Origin of the sequence: Stenotrophomonas sp. S41, assembly GCF_016624625.1 — a bacterium.
In the GTDB taxonomy this organism is placed as follows: domain Bacteria; phylum Pseudomonadota; class Gammaproteobacteria; order Xanthomonadales; family Xanthomonadaceae; genus Stenotrophomonas.
The window spans coordinates 20,798-35,643 of sequence record NZ_JACVTV010000012.1; the positions used below are offsets into that span (position 1 = coordinate 20,798).

Consider the following 14,846-nt stretch of genomic DNA (forward strand, 5'->3'; position numbering starts at 1 on the left):
TTCCGGCTCACGGACGGCCGGCCGTGGTCGCGGCCGGCGCGGGCGGGCGATGGCCGCAGCGGCCATCGCCCGGTGCATCAACGGGCGCTGTCGACCACGGCGGCCGACACGGTCGGCGCCACCTCGGCGTCCCCGGCGATCTGCCGCGGTGCCGGTTCGGCCACGGCCACGCCCAGGTAGCGCTGCATCAGCTCCTGCACGATCGGGCTCTTGCCGGCGAAGCCTTCGATCGACTTGCCCAGCGACACCGCCTTGACCAGATTCTCGAACATGCCGCCGTCGCCACCGACCAGGTCGATGTCGGCGTTGCGCAGTGCGCTGGCAATGACGTTGGCGTTCTCGCGCGAGACTTCCTTGCCCGCTTCGATGGAGGCCAGCGCCTGCTTCAGGCTGTTGTCCAGCATCATGCGGAACTCTTCGTGGCCGCGTGCCTGGTCGCTCAGCGAGGCGATCGCCTCGAACTTGCGCACCAGCCCCTCGGCTTCGGCCAGCAGCTTCTTCTGCACCACGCCGGCTTCGGCGTTGCCCAGCGATTCGGTGGCGGTGGCACGGGCCAAGCCCATCTTCTCCTCGCCCTGGGCCTGGGCCTGCAGGGTCTCGGCCAGCACGCGAGCCTCGTTGCTGCCCTGCTTCAGGTTGGCTTCGGCCTTGGCTTCGATCACGCGGGCTTCGGCGATACCGACCTTCTCGATGGCCAGCGCGGAGGCTTCACGCACCTGCGCTTCGGCCAGGCCCGGCGCCGCCTGTTCGGCACGGAAGGCGTCGGCCAGCAGGCGCTTGGCCTCGGCCTGCTTGCCGGCCGCTTCGTGCTCGGCCTGGGCCAGGGTGGTCAGTTCCACGGCACGGTGCTTGGAGGCGGTTTCGCGGGCCTGCGCTTCCTTCACTTCGCGCACCAGCGATTCCTGCGCCTTCGCTTCGGCTTCCAGGATCAGCACCTGCTTCTGGCGGTCGGCCTCGGAGACCTCGCGCACTTCCTTGATGCGCTCTTCTTCCTGGGCCACGGTCTTGTCGATGGAGATGCGTTCGCGGGTGATGTTGGCCACGTCCATCTTGCCCTGCTCGACCACCTTGTCGCGCTCCACGCCCTGCAGCTGCACTTCGCGGTCGGTGGTGACCTGCTCCAGCTGGCGCGCACGCTCGACGCGCTCGGCTTCGATGGCCACCGCACGCTGGCGGTTCTGTTCGGCCACTTCCACTTCGCGCAGGCGGTTCTGGTCGCGGATCTCGATCAGCTGCTGCGCTTCGATGCGTGCGTTCTCGGACAGCTGGCGCTGCTCTTCCTGCACCTTGGCGGTTTCGGCTTCCTCGCGTGCGCGGATGGTCTCGATCTCGCGCTTCTGCCGCGCCTCGGCCTCGGCCTGCTGGCGTTCCAGGGCCAGCAGCGCTTCGCGCGCTTCCACGTTCTTCTTGGTGATGGCGAGCTTCTCGTTCTGCTCCAGCTCGTTGGTCACCACGTTCTGCGCGGCGGTCAGCTCGGTGATCTTGCGGATGCCCTGCGCGTCGAGGATGTTGAACTGATCCAGCAGCGACTTCGGGGTCTGCTCCAGGTAATCGATGGCCACGTCTTCCAGCACGTAGCCGTTGAGATCGTTGCCGATGACCGCGATGATCTCGTCGCGGAATTCCTGGCGCTTCTCGAACAGCTCGGTGAAGTCGAACTTCTTGCCGACCGTCTTCAGCGCCTCGGAGAACTTGGCGTTGAACAGCTCATCGACCGCGTGCTTGTCCGACGCACGGTCGGCACCGATGGCCTTGGCCACGCGCAGCACGTCGGCCTGGGTTTCGTTCACCCGCAGGTAGAAGGCCACGGCGATGTCGGCGCGCATGTTGTCGCGGCAGATCAGGCCTTCCTTGCCGCGGCGGTCGATCTGCAGGGTGATCAGGCTGATGCGCATCAGCTCGGCGCGGTACAGCACCGGGATGATCAGCGCACCGGTGAAGTGCACCTTGGGCGTGGCACTCATGTCGTTGACGATCAGGGCCACGCCCTGGTCGACCTTGCGGTAGAACGCCTTGAACAGTCCGGCCAGGCCCAGCAGCAGGCCTACGACGACGATGATCCCGATCAGGAAGGGGGCCGCGCCAGCGAAACTCATCAGTGATTCTCCTTGTTGCCCGGAAGCAGGTTGTCCTGGAAATCGAGGGCGACCGCGTCGGCGCGGACCACCCGGTAGTAGTGCTGTTCGGCCACGTGCTCGACCAGCACGATGCGCTCGCCACGCTGCAGTTCGATGTCGCTGCGCACCTGCAGGATCAGCCCGGCGCCGCCATCATCGACATTGGCATGGCCGCTGCGGGCGTCCACCCGCGGCGAGGCGACCACGCCGACCCGGCCCAGCAGGGAGGCCTGCGCAACCGGCTGCAGGCGCTGCAGGAAACTGCGGATGGGCCGCAGCAGCAGTGCGGTGATCGGCACGGCCGGCAGCGGCGCGAGCACGGCCACCAGCGTGCCGAAGCCCCAGCGCAGCACGTACGGCAGCGGCAGCAGGATGAAAAGATGGATGAAATAGGTCAACGCCCAGCCGAAGAACCCCAGCAGGGTGACCACGACCATGACCGGCACGCCGCCGAGGCCGAAGCGCTGCAGCAGGGCCGACAGGCCACTGAGGTCGGTGCCGCCGTCCAGCGCACCGTCGGCGCCGAGGTCGCCGAAGCCGTCATCGACCAGGCCAAAAGCGGCAAGTCCCCAATAGACCAGCGATACCGCCAGCACGATGCTGTACGGCAAGGTCGGGTAGCCGAAAACGACAGTGAAGAACTCCTGCATCGCTTGCCTTCCTAGGCTGAGGGGCGCGTGGCACCTGTTCGGAACGCGCCCACCAAGGGCGCTTCCGTGCATCCGGCAGCGGCCTTCATGGCCGCAGCGTTCCCTTCATCCTATGTGAAGAATGCGTGCAGGGACAAATGTGAAGGTGCGGGCCGCCCGCAGGCGGCACCGCACGGGCAACCGTGCCGTTACTCCAGCACGGTGCAGTCGGCGCTGCGCACTTCCTCGACGAACGTGCGCATCTTGTAGCCGTCCTTGATGCCCGGCTCGACCTCGATGCCGCTGGACACATCCACGCCCCACGGCAGGGTGGCGAGGATGGCGTCCTTCACGTTTTCCGGGTTCAGCCCGCCGGCCAGCAGGAACGGGCGGTGCAGGCCGGTGGGAATGCGCGCCCAGTCGAAGGCCACGCCGGTGCCGCCACCGCCGCCCGGGGCGTGGCTGTCGAACAGGAAGCCGGCCGCGCTCGGGTAACGCAGCTGCAGCGTGCGTGCGTTGACGTCCTCGCGACCGCCCATGGCGATGGCTTTCAGGTAGGGCATGTTGAAGCTGCGGCAGAAGCTCTCGTCTTCCTCACCATGGAACTGCAGCAGGGTTGGACGCACGGTGCGCAGCACTTCACGCACCTCTTCCTTGCTGTTGTTGCGGAACAGCGCCACCACGTCGACCATCGGTGCGATCGCCTGGCGCATCGCCCGGGCTTCGGCCGGGGCTACCCGGCGGCTGCTTTCACGGGCAAAGATGAAACCCACCGCGTCCACGCCCAGTTCGCCGGCCAGGCGCACATCGCCGGCGCGGGTCATGCCACAGAACTTGATGCGGGTACGGTAGTAGGAGCGGCTCATAAGGTGACCTCGGCAGGCAGTTGCCAGTTGTCGGGGTACAGCGGCCCCAGGAACACCAGCCCCTGCGGAGGTGCGGTAGGGCCGGCAACGGTGCGATCACGGCCGGCCAGCAGCTCGGCGATCCACTCCACCGGTTTCTCGCCGCTGCCGACCATGATCAGCGAACCGACGATATTGCGGACCATGTGATGAAGGAATGCATTGCCACGCACCGCCACCTCGATCACCTCGCCCTGGCGGCTGACCTGCAGGGACTGCAGTTCACGCCGCGCATGCAGGGCCTGGCACTGCACCGAGCGGAACGCACTGAAGTCGTTCTCGCCGAGCAGGGCCTGGCCGGCGGCATGCATGAGGGTCTCGTCCAGCGCCCGCCGTTCCCAGCTCAGGGTCTGCCGGTCCAGCGCCGGGCGCACCTCGCGGTTGAGCAGGCGGTAGCGGTAGCGGCGCGCGCGCGCCGAGAAGCGGGCGTGGAAATCATCGGCCACCGGCACGCACCAGCGCACCGCGATCGAACGCGGCAGGCGGGTGGTGGTGCCCAGCATCCAGGCGCGCGGGTCGCGCACCGCGTCGGTATCGAAATGCACGACCTGGCACTGGCCATGCACGCCCGCATCGGTGCGGCCGGCACAGACCACCTGCAGCGGCGCGTCGGCCACCGAGGACAAGGCCTTCTCCAGGCTGGCCTGGACGCTGGGTCCGCCCTCGCCCAGGTTCTGCCAGCCCCTGAAATCGCTGCCGTCGTACTCGACGCCGAGCGCGTAACGCATGTGCTGCTACCTCGATGTTGCGGGTGGAGCGACGCTCAGGCCGGGTCGCGTTCGGACCAGACCGCCAGTTCGTTGCCACCGGGCTCGACGAACTGGAAGCGGCTGCCACCGGGGAAAGAGAATACGGGCCGGACGACCTGCCCACCGGCCGCGCGCACCGCGGCTTCGACCGGTGCCAGCAGGTCGGCATACAGCACCAGCAGCGGTGCGCCGGCCTCGGCACGCTGCGGCTGGCCGCGGAAGAAACCGCCCTGCAGGCGGCCATCGTCGAAGGCGGTGTAGTCCTCGCCGTAGTCGACGAACGACCAGCCGAACACGGCCTCGAAGAAGGCACGGCTGGCGGCCGGGTCGACCGAGGCGAACTCAACGTAGTCGATGCGGTTTTCGCGGCTCATGGGCGGCCCCTGTGGTCCAGTGGTCAGTCCAGGCGGGCGAGCAGTTCGCGCGCCTGGGCCTGGCAGTGCACGTCGCCATCGGTGGCGACTTCTTCCAGCAGGGTCCGCGCGGTCTGCGCATCGCCGAGGTCCAGGTAGGCGATGGCCAGTTCCAGGCGCTCCTGGCCCGCGCGCGGGGCCCAGTCGTTGCTGCTGGAGCCTGCGGCCAGGTCCAGGTCTTCGCTGGCTGCCTCCACGGGCTGCGCCTGCTCGGCCTGCTCGGCCGGCAGATCGAACACGCCACGGAATTCCGGCTGCTGCTCGGCGTGCAGGGCATAGTCGGGCACGCCGATCTCATCGGCGGGCACGGGGGCCGCGTCGGCCGGTTCCGGCGCCACGGCCTCGGGTTCGTCCCAGCGCGGTGCGTCGCTCACCGCCGGCGGCAGTTCGTCGCCCTCGTCGGTGACCAGCGCCCCGACCTGCCAGGAGGCCTCGACATCCGCAGCGGGCTGCGCCACCGGTTCGTCCTCCTGCACGACCAGTGCAGACGGCGCCTCGTCGGCCTGCGCGTCATGCGCGTGGACGACATGATCCTCTTCGATGGCCCAGGCCGGCATCGACGGTTCCTGGCGGCCGTCATCTTCGTGGCCGGTGACCCAGGACGATTGTTCGGCCAGCGAATCCAGCGCAGCACCGGCAGGCACCGCAGCGGCCAGCGCCACGGCATCGCCCTCCTCGCGCAGCGGCGGCAGCGGCGAGGGCTTGCGACGGCGCAGCAGCCAGGCGGCGCCGGCCACCAGCAACAGCAGCGGCAGGCCCAGCCAGTACCACGGCGTGCCACCGGCCGGCGCGCCGGGTGCCTGCCCCAGGCGCTGCTGGGCAGCGGCCAGGTCGTTGTCCTTCATCGCGATCAGCGACTGCTGCTGGTCCTTGAGTTTCTCCAGCTCGGCCACGCGCTGCTTCAGCTCGCCGATCTCGGCGTCGCGGGTGGCAACGTCTTCCCTGGCCTGCCGCAGTTGTTCATTGCCCAGCATGTCACCCTCGCTGCCGGCACCGGTGCCGGTGGTTGTGCCCGCGTGCGCGGCGTCGGACGCCAGCGCCGGAGCGATCTCAAGACGTGCCCCGGCCGTCGCGGCAGCGGCGGTGGCCGCCGCCACGGCCGGCGTGGCGGCGGGCGCGGGTGCACCGGCCGGCTGCGGCACGGTCCGCGCCTGGCGCCACTGCGCGGCATGCTCGCGGACCAGCGCGGCGGCTTCATTGCCATCGATCGCGGCCAGCGCATCGCTGCCGGGTACGCGCAGCACCGCGCCCTGCTTGAGCAGGTTCACGTTGCCGCGGATGAAGGCCTCGGGGTTGGCGCGCAGCAGGGCGATCATCGCCCGGTCGCGGCTGATCTGGTTGCTACGGGCCAGCTCACCGGCAATCTGCGAAAGGGTCTGGCCCTGCTGAACGGTGATGTTGCCGTCGGCGCCGGCCTTGGCCGCGGGCGCGGCGGCGCGCGGGCGCGGTGCGGGCGCACGGGCGGCGACGGCAGGCGCCGCCGGCGATGCGGCCTGCGTGGACGGCGCGACCGGCGCGGGCGTGTCGCGGGCGATGGTGTTGGACAGCATGCCGGCCGGGGCGACGATTTCCGGCTCGGCCACGGCCAGCGCACTGGCGGGCGCATCGACCAGCGCCGAGTATTCGCGGACCAGGCGGCCTTGGCCCCAGTCGGCCTCGATCAGGAAGCTCAGCGACGGGGTTTCCACCGGCGTCTGCGAAGTGACCCGCACCACCGCCCTGCCCTGCTTGTTGGTGGTCAGTTCGAACTGCAGTTCGCTGACCAGGCCGGTGGGCCGCTGCAGGCCGACCCGCTCGAAGGTGACGGCCGAGGCCAGCGCCACGCGCAGGTTCTGCAGTTCGGAAGGATCGGCGGACACCACCGGAATTTCGGCCAGAAGCGGCTGGCCGGGGCGCGACAGCACGCGGATGTCGCCCAAGCCCAGGGCCATGGCCGAACTGCTGGCCAGTGCCAGCAGCGCGGCAGAGAGATAGAGGAGCGGGCGTGAGGCGCCCTTGGCCCGTTTATTCATGGGCGACACTATAAAGCGTGCGGACCACGGTCCGCACCCACCCAGGGGGCAGCGCCCGGTAGAGTCGAGCTTGCTCGACTGCCCTCAAAGCAGTCGAGCATGGCTCGACTCTACACAGCGAGGGATCAGCGCTGTTCGGCGGCGACCAGCTCGGCCAGCTGCACGGCATTCAATGCCGCGCCCTTGCGCACGTTGTCCGAGACGATCCACAGGTTCAGGCCGCGCGGGTGCGACAGGTCTTCACGGATGCGGCCGACGTAGACGGCATCGGTGCCCGAGGCGTGGGTGACCGGGGTCGGGTAGCCACCGGCTTCATGGCGGTCCACCACTTCCACGCCAGGCGACTGTTCCAGCAACGCGCGCGCTTCGGCCACGGTCACCTTGTCGCGGGTTTCGATCGCCACCGATTCGGAGTGACCGTAGAACACCGGCACGCGCACGGCGGTCGGGTTCACCAGGATGCTCTCGTCGCCGAGGATCTTGCGGGTTTCCCAGACCAGCTTCATCTCTTCCTTGGTGAAGCCGTTGTCCTGGAAGTCGTCGATGTGCGGGATCAGGTTGAAGGCGATCTGCACCGGGAAGCGCTGCGGATCGATCTCCTGGAAGCTCAGCAGCTGGCCGGTCTGCTTGCCCAGCTCTTCCATCGCCGAACGGCCACCGCCGGACACCGACTGGTAGGTGGAGACGTTGATGCGCTCGATGCCGTACTTGCGGTGCAGCGGCGCCAGCGCCACCAGCATCTGCATGGTCGAGCAGTTCGGGTTGGCGATGATGCCGCGCGGACGGTTGCCGACCTGGTCCGGGTTGACCTCGGACACCACCAGCGGCACGTCATCGTCGTAACGGAAGGCCGAGGAGTTGTCGATCACCACCGCACCGGCGGCGGCGAACTTCGGCGCGTACTCCTTGGAGACGCTGCCACCGGCCGAGAACAGGGCGATCTCCACGCCGCTGGGATCGAAGGTGGCCAGGTCCTGGATCTTCACCTTCTGGCCTTCGAACTCGACTTCGCCGCCGGCCGAGCGCTCGGAGGCGAGCAGGCTCAGTGTACCAACCGGGAAGTTGCGCTCGGCCAGGATGGCCAGCATGGTTTCGCCGACGGCGCCGGTGGCACCGACGATGGCGACGTGGAAGCTGCGTTGTGCATTGCTCATGGGGGAACTCTCACGAAAACGGAAAGGGGGAAAACTCACGCACGACAGCTGGGTTCGGGGAACCTCCTCAGGCGGGGCGCGCAGAGGTTCCCTATCGTTTCCCGGTTTTTTTGCCCAGCACGCCACGCGCGGCGAGGGCCGCGTCGGCGTTGATCGCGCTCGGCATGCGCGCCGCTTCGCCGGCCAGGCCGAGGCCGGCCAGCAGGTTGTCCACGGCCAGCTGCACCATGGCGGTACGGGTGCCCAGCGAGGCGCTGCCGATATGCGGGGTCAGCACCACGTTGCGCAGCGCCAGCAGTTCCGGGCGCACCTTCGGTTCGCCTTCGTAGACATCCAGGCCGGCGGCGGCCAGGCGGCCATGGGCCAGCGCATCGGCCAGGGCCAGTTCGTCGACGATGCCGCCGCGGGCGATGTTCACCAGCGTGGCGGACGGCTTCATCTTCGCCAGCGCGGCCTCATCGATGATGTGGTGCGAGGCCGGGGTATACGGCAGCACGGTGACCAGGTGGTCGGACTGCGCCAGCAGCGTGTCCAGGTCCACGTAGGTCGCGCCGAGCGCGGCTTCGGTCTCGGCCGGCAGCCGCGAACGGTTGTGGTACAGCACCTTCATGCCGAACCCGAGCGCGCCACGGCGGGCCACGCCCTGGCCGATGCGGCCCATGCCAAGGATGCCCAGCGTGCTGCCGTGGATGTCGGCGCCGAGCATGGTCTGGAACGACCACTGCCCCCACTGCCCTTCACGCAGCCAGCGCTCGGATTCGGTGATGCGGCGCGCGGTGGCCATCAGCAGGGCGAAACCGAGGTCGGCCGTGGTCTCGGTGAGCACGTCCGGGGTGTTGCTGGCGAGGATGCCGGCCGCGCTCAGCGCGTCGACATCCAGGTTGTTGTAGCCGACGCCGACGTTGGCGATCACCTGCAGCTGCGCGGCATCGGCCACCTGGGCCGCGCCGATGCGCTCGTTGAGGGTGATGATCGCGCCGTCGACCGAGGCCAGGCGCTGGGCGATCTGCTGCGGCGACCAGGCGGTGACGGTGTCGGTGGCCAGCAGCTGCACGCGATCGCGCAGCGGCGCGATGGCCGCGTCGATCAGCGGCTGGCTCACCCACACCGTCGGCCGGGTATCAGCCATCGATCTGCCCGGGAATGCGCGGGGTGATGGTGCCGACGTCACCGCACTGGGCGCGGTGGCGCAGGGCCTGGTCCATCAGCACCAGGGCCATCATCGCCTCGGCGATGGGGGTGGCACGGATGCCGACGCACGGGTCGTGGCGACCGGTGGTGACCACTTCGACCACGTTGCCCTCGGTATCCAGCGACGGGCCCGGCAGGCGCAGACTGGAGGTGGGCTTGAGGACGATGGACGCGACCACCGGCTGGCCGGTGGAAATGCCACCGAGGATGCCGCCGGCATGGTTGCTGGCGAAGCCCTGCGGGGTCAGCAGGTCACGGTGTTCGGTGCCCTTCTGCGCGGCGCTGGCGAAACCATCGCCGATCTCCACGCCCTTCACTGCGTTGATGCTCATCAGCGCGGCGGCGAGGTCGCCGTCGAGCTTGCCGTAGATCGGCTCGCCCCAGCCCGGCGGCACGTTGTCGGCCACCACGTCCACGCGCGCACCGACCGAATCACCGGACTTGCGCAGCGCATCCATGTACGCCTCCAGCTCGGGCACCTGTTCGGCGTGCGGCCAGAAGAACGGGTTGTCTTCCACCGCCGACCAGTCGAAACCGCCCGGACGGATCTCGCCCAGCTGCGACAGGTAACCGCGCACGGTCACGCCGAAGCGCTCGGCCAGCCACTTCTTGGCGACCACGCCGGCGGCCACGCGCATGGTGGTCTCGCGGGCCGAAGAACGGCCGCCACCGCGCGGGTCACGGATGCCGTACTTGTGCCAGTAGCTGTAGTCGGCATGGCCCGGCCGGAACTGCTGGCCGATGTTCGCGTAATCCTTGCTGCGCTGGTCGGTGTTGCGGATCAGCAGCGCGATCGGGGTGCCGGTGGTCAGGCCCTCGTACACGCCGGACAGGATCTCGACCTCGTCGGCCTCGCGCCGCGCCGAGGTATGCCGGCTCTTGCCGGTGGCGCGACGCTGCAGGTCGTGGGTGAATTCGGCCGCGTCCAGCGCCAGCCCCGGCGGGCAACCGTCGATCACGCAGCCGATGGCCGGCCCGTGCGACTCGCCGAACGTGGTGACGGTGAACAGCTTGCCGAACGAATTGGAACTCACGGGCGCTGCGCCGCCAGTTCGGTGATGCGTGCGCTGTGGGCGATCAGCTCGCGGCATTCGACCGCGAAGATGCCCATCTGGCCGACCTTGAACTCCACCCAGGCGAAATCGACTTCCGGCAGCAGCTTGATCAGGTGCTGTTCGGATTCACCCACTTCGCAGATCAGCAGGCCGTCCTCGCTCAGGTGCAGCGGGGCGTCGCGCAGGATCTTCAGCACCAGGTCCAGGCCGTCGTCGCCGGCACGCAGGCCCATTTCCGGCTCGTAGGAGTATTCCTGCGGCAGGGCATCGGTCTCGTCGTTGGTGACGTACGGCGGGTTGGTGACGATGAGGTCGTAGTGGCGCCCGGTCAGGCCGTTGAACAGGTCCGACTTCAGCAGGGTGACGTTGTGCGCCTGCAGGCGTTCCTTGTTCTCTTCGGCCAGCGACAGCGCGTCATCGCTCAGGTCGACGCCGTCCACTTCCCAGTTCGGGTAGTAGTGGCCCATGGCGATGGCGATGCAGCCCGAACCGGTGCACAGGTCCAGCGCACGGCTGACATCGCGGCCGGCCAGCCACGGCTCGAAGCCGCACTCGATCAGCTCGGCGATCGGCGAACGCGGCACCAGGGCGCGCGAATCACTCTTGAAGCTGAGGCCGGCGAACCAGGCTTCACCGGTCAGGTAGGCGGCCGGGACGCGCTCGTCGATGCGGCGCTGGAACAGTTCCAGCACGCGGACCTTCTCGGCCTGCAGCAGGCGCGCCTGGCCGTAGGCCGGGCCGAGGTCGTGCGGCAGGTGCAGGCTGTGCAGCACCAGCTGGGTGGCCTCGTCCAGGGCGTTGTCGTAGCTGTGCCCGAAGGTCAGCCCGGCTTCGTTGAAACGGCTGGTGCCGTAGCGGATCAGGTCGATGATCGTGTGGAGTTCGGCGGCCGTTTCAGCGGTCATGGCGGTACTGCGGGCAAAGTGGCCCACGATTATAGAGGCTGGCGCCCGCGGCGGCATCCGTTGCGACGGAAACGATCAGGCTGCAGCCGGTATGATGGGGATTACTTCCTGCGGGGGCTCCCATGTTCAATCGCAACGTCGGCATCATCCTGCTGATCGCCCTGGCGGCGGGCCTGGGCCTGCTGGCCGCGCAGCAGGTGTTCGCGCCGAAGCCGCCGGCCAACCAGCCGGCCACCGAAGCGATCACCCTGTACCCGCACACCCGCGAGCTGCCCGATTTCAACCTGGCCCAGTCCGATGGCACCCGGCTCATCCCCGGCGAGCTGAAGGGCCACTGGACCCTGGTGTTCCTGGGTTTCACCTTCTGCCCGGACGTCTGCCCCACCACCCTGGCCGAGCTGGCCGGTGCGCAGAAGCAGTGGGAAGCCCTGCCCGACACGCTGCGCCCGCGCGTGCTTTTCGTGTCGGTGGACCCGGACCGTGACAACGCCATCCGCCTGGGCGAGTACGTGCACGGTTTCCACAAGGACACCCTGGCCGCCACCGCCGACATTCCCTCGCTGGAGCGCTTCGCCACCTCGCTGGGCTTCGTGTTCCAGAAGGTGCCGGGCAAGCATTTCGACGAGAATCCAGAGGATTACACCGTCGAGCACTCGGCCAGCCTGGCCGTGCTCGACCCGCAGGGCCGCCTTGCCGGCCTGGTGCGGCCCCCGTTCAACGCGCCGGCCATCGCCCGCGACCTGCAGAAGCTGACCGAGAAATCCGCCCCATGAGCCTGACCACCGCCCTGACGTACGCCCTGCCCCACCGCCTGCTGTCCTCGATGGCGCGCTCGCTGGCGTACTCGGACGACCCGCGCGTGTCGCGCTGGCTGATCGACACCGTCACCCGCAAGTTCAACGTCAACCTGGACGAAGCGGCCAACCCGGACCCGCGCAGCTACCCGACCTTCAACCAGTTCTTCACCCGCGCCCTGAAGCCGGGCGCGCGCGTGGCCGATGCCGATCCGCGCAGCCTGGTGATGCCGGCCGACGGCCGCATCAGCCAGCTGGGGAAGATCGAGGCCGGCCGCATTTTCCAGGCCAAGGGCCAGTCCTTCACCGCCGCCGAGCTGCTGGGCAGCGACGAGGACGCCAAGCCGTACAACGACGGCCTGTACGCCACGGTGTACCTGTCACCGCGTGACTACCACCGCGTGCACATGCCCTGGACTGGCACCCTGCGCGAGACCGTGCACGTGCCGGGCCGCCTGTTCAGCGTCGGTCCGGCCGCGGTGAACGGCGTGCCGCGCCTGTTCGCCCGCAACGAGCGCCTGGTCTGCCATTTCGATACCAGCTTCGGCCCGATGGTCAGCGTGATGGTCGGTGCGCTGCTGGTGTCCGGCGTGGAAACGGTGTGGAGCGGCGAAGAGATCCCGGCCTACGGCGACCGCATCACCCGCAAGGATTACCGCGGCCAGGGCATCCAGCTGGAGCGTTTCGCCGAAATGGCGCGCTTCAACTACGGCTCGACCGTGATCGTGCTGTTGCCGCCGGGCGTGGCCGAATTCGCCCCGCAGCTGGGCGCCGAAAGCCCCGTGCAGCTGGGCCAGGCGCTGGCAACTCTGCGCTGAGGAAGCGGCAATGCCGGGCCTGTAGAGCCGAGCCCATGCTCGGCTGCCGGCAAAAACAGCCGAGCATGGGCTCGGCTCTACAGAAAGCGGTGCGTTACTGCAGGGTCGGGGCCGGGCCGACGTCGACGCCGTCGTAGTCTTCCACGCCGGTCTGGCTGGCCAAAGCGGCCAGTTCCTGGTTGCGCAGGTCCAGCGACGCTTCGTCGTGGATCTCCACGCGCTCCACGTGCAGCACGTGGAAGGGCGCATCGCCCTCTTCCGGCTCCTGCTCGAACAGTTCAATCACCTCGTAACCCTGCGCCTGCAGAGTGGTCGCCAGCGCCTGCAGGCGGTCCGGGGTGGAATGCACGAAGTAATAGCCCCACAGCAGGGGCGTGGCGAGATCCCAGTCGGTGTTCTCGCGCAGGTTGGCGAACAGATCGCGGGTTGCTTCCAGGTCCATGGCTCTCTTCCGGTTCGGTTACTTGTCGCAGCCCTGCAGCTTCAGCACCTGGCCGGGGCGCAGGCTGTAGCTGGGGGCCTTCAGGCCGTTGGCGCGCGCCAGGGTCGGCACTTCGCACTGGAACTTCGCCGCAATGCGGCCCAGGGTATCGCCCTTGCCGACCTTGTAGGTCTTGGCAGGCTTGGCCTTGGGCGCCGCCGGGCGCGGTGCGGCCACCGGCGCGGTCGGTGCGGTCGGCACCGTGGCGCTGGCGTTCGGGTCGGCCAGCGGCACCACGCCGCCCACGGCCACGCTGCCGGTGTAGCTGGCGGCGGTCGGGCGCACGATGGCCGCATTCAGATCGGCGGTGATCAGGGTGCGGGCCAGGTCCGCGCGCGGGCCGCTGACGCAGTTGCGCTGGTACAGGCCGGTGATGCGGGTGGTGGCGTTGATCAGCGTACCGGCCGGAATCCAGCCATCGGCCTCATAGCGCGGGTTGAGGTTGCGCAGCGCGCGCATGTAGCCGTCACGCGTGCCGTGGCTGCCCAGGCAGATGGTCAGCTCGTAGATGGTGGTCGACTTGGCCAGGCGCAGGGTGGCCGGCTGCGCGCTGATCTTCGGGAACTCCACGCCGTACTGCTGCGGGTGCAGGAAGATCCACGCCGCGGCGATCACCATCGGCACGTAGTCCTTGGTCTCGCCGGGGAACTGGTTGTAGACGCTGTCGGTCCAGAAGCTCTGCCCGCCGCTCTGCTTGAACACGCGTGCGGCACGGCCTTCGCCACCGTTGTAGGCGGCCACCGACATTTCCACGTTGTTGTTCAGTTCGCGCAGGCGCTCGTTGAGGTAGCTGGCGCTGGCTTCGGCGGCGCTGCGCGCGTCGAAGCGGGTATCGAAGCCGGTGCCGTCCGGGCCGAGGCCGAAGCGGCGGCCGGTAGCCGGCATGAACTGCATCAGGCCGGCCGCACCAGCGCGCGAGGACGCATGTACGCGGCCATTGGATTCCTTGGCCATGATGCCGAACAGCAGCGCCTCGGGCAGGCCGCGCTTTTCCCACTCGGGCCACATCACCGCGCGCAGGTTCTGGTAGTTCTCGTAGCTGGTCAGCAGGGCCGGACGCATGTCGGTCAGCCAGCGGCGGATGCCCGCCTGCACGGCCGGGTTGTAGTCGACCATGTTGTCGAAGGCGTGGCGCTTGTCGTTGAGCAGGGCCGCGGCGCGGGCGGCCTCGGGCACGTCGGCGGTCAACGGGCCCACGTGGTCCGGGTCGGCCTCCAGGCGGTCGCCGCCCTCGTCGGCGCTGTCATCGCTGGCGGCCGCGTCGGCATCACGCTTCAGCAGGCGCTTGTAGGTGGCCAGCATGTTGCTCATCTGGCAGCCCTTCTGCTTCACGCATTCGCTGATGACATCTTCCATGTCCTCCAGCGCCGCGTCGGCTTCGTTGCTGCCCTTGGGGTCGGCATTGGCGACCAGCAGCAGGGCATCGCTGTAGCGTTTCTCGGCGGTGGCCATGCGCTGCTGCAGCGCATCGGCCTTGGCCTGGTCCCGCGCCGAAACACGCTGCGCATGGGCGTCGGGCGCCAGGGATACCAGGCCGGCAAGCGCCAGCAGCGGCCAACCACGGGAAATCAGGACAGGAACGGGCATTGGTGGCACTGTGTGCGAAACAGGCAGGCAGAGTAG

14 protein-coding genes are annotated in these 14,846 nt (G+C 68.7%); 2 read left to right on the forward strand and 12 right to left on the reverse strand.

Features of this window, described 5'->3' with window-relative positions:
- Positions 1-77: 77 nt before the first annotated feature.
- From IAE56_RS04550 to prmB, 10 genes are all read right to left on the reverse strand, one after another.
- Positions 78-2,096 carry a hypothetical protein gene (locus tag IAE56_RS04550; protein WP_116865115.1) on the reverse strand — a complete coding sequence of 673 codons (2,019 nt, stop codon included), beginning with the start codon at positions 2,094-2,096 and terminating at the stop codon, positions 78-80.
- Entirely contained in the window at positions 2,096-2,767 is a 672-nt protein-coding gene (locus tag IAE56_RS04555) for an OB-fold-containig protein (protein ID WP_200751640.1), read from the reverse strand. The genes IAE56_RS04550 and IAE56_RS04555 overlap by 1 nt, the downstream gene beginning before the upstream one ends.
- A gap of 188 nt (positions 2,768-2,955) precedes the next feature.
- Positions 2,956-3,612 carry a phosphoribosylanthranilate isomerase gene (locus IAE56_RS04560; RefSeq protein WP_108747095.1) on the reverse strand — a complete coding sequence of 219 codons (657 nt, stop codon included), beginning with the start codon at positions 3,610-3,612 and terminating at the stop codon, positions 2,956-2,958.
- Positions 3,609-4,379, reverse strand: a complete 771-nt coding sequence (gene truA, locus IAE56_RS04565; RefSeq protein WP_200751641.1) for a tRNA pseudouridine(38-40) synthase TruA — start codon at positions 4,377-4,379, stop codon at positions 3,609-3,611. Before truA ends, IAE56_RS04560 begins: the two co-directional genes overlap by 4 nt.
- Positions 4,380-4,414: 35 nt before the next feature.
- Positions 4,415-4,774: a VOC family protein gene (locus IAE56_RS04570; protein ID WP_108769478.1), complete on the reverse strand. Its 360-nt coding sequence runs from the start codon at positions 4,772-4,774 to the stop codon at positions 4,415-4,417.
- A 23-nt stretch (positions 4,775-4,797) separates the two neighbouring features.
- Complete coding sequence (locus IAE56_RS04575; protein WP_200751642.1) at positions 4,798-6,825, reverse strand: FimV/HubP family polar landmark protein; 2,028 nt, start codon at positions 6,823-6,825, stop codon at positions 4,798-4,800.
- A 125-nt stretch (positions 6,826-6,950) separates the two neighbouring features.
- Positions 6,951-7,979 carry an aspartate-semialdehyde dehydrogenase gene (locus tag IAE56_RS04580; RefSeq protein ID WP_164072893.1) on the reverse strand — a complete coding sequence of 343 codons (1,029 nt, stop codon included), beginning with the start codon at positions 7,977-7,979 and terminating at the stop codon, positions 6,951-6,953.
- Between the two features lie 91 nt (positions 7,980-8,070).
- On the reverse strand, positions 8,071-9,108 hold the full coding sequence (locus tag IAE56_RS04585) for a D-glycerate dehydrogenase (RefSeq protein ID WP_200751643.1): 1,038 nt from the start codon (positions 9,106-9,108) through the stop codon (positions 8,071-8,073).
- Positions 9,101-10,204 (reverse strand): chorismate synthase, encoded by a 1,104-nt coding sequence (gene aroC / locus IAE56_RS04590; RefSeq protein ID WP_108769481.1) that lies wholly within the window; start codon positions 10,202-10,204, stop codon positions 9,101-9,103. The genes IAE56_RS04585 and aroC overlap by 8 nt, the downstream gene beginning before the upstream one ends.
- The gene (gene prmB / locus IAE56_RS04595) at positions 10,201-11,130 is read right to left on the reverse strand and encodes a 50S ribosomal protein L3 N(5)-glutamine methyltransferase (protein WP_108770725.1); all 930 of its coding nucleotides are present in this window, start codon (positions 11,128-11,130) and stop codon (positions 10,201-10,203) included. The genes aroC and prmB overlap by 4 nt, the downstream gene beginning before the upstream one ends.
- Positions 11,131-11,252: 122 nt before the next feature.
- Between prmB and IAE56_RS04600 the strand changes: the two genes are divergently transcribed.
- Both IAE56_RS04600 and asd read left to right on the forward strand, forming a co-directional pair.
- Entirely contained in the window at positions 11,253-11,903 is a 651-nt protein-coding gene (locus IAE56_RS04600; protein ID WP_108769482.1) for an SCO family protein, read from the forward strand.
- Positions 11,900-12,742, forward strand: a complete 843-nt coding sequence (gene asd, locus IAE56_RS04605; protein ID WP_200751644.1) for an archaetidylserine decarboxylase — start codon at positions 11,900-11,902, stop codon at positions 12,740-12,742. Before IAE56_RS04600 ends, asd begins: the two co-directional genes overlap by 4 nt.
- Before the next feature lie 94 nt (positions 12,743-12,836).
- Here asd and IAE56_RS04610 read toward each other — a convergent pair whose 3' ends face one another.
- Both IAE56_RS04610 and IAE56_RS04615 read right to left on the reverse strand, forming a co-directional pair.
- Entirely contained in the window at positions 12,837-13,184 is a 348-nt protein-coding gene (locus IAE56_RS04610; RefSeq protein WP_200751645.1) for a ribonuclease E inhibitor RraB, read from the reverse strand.
- A gap of 18 nt (positions 13,185-13,202) precedes the next feature.
- Complete coding sequence (locus tag IAE56_RS04615) at positions 13,203-14,810, reverse strand: transglycosylase SLT domain-containing protein (RefSeq protein ID WP_200751646.1); 1,608 nt, start codon at positions 14,808-14,810, stop codon at positions 13,203-13,205.
- Positions 14,811-14,846: the final 36 nt, after the last annotated feature.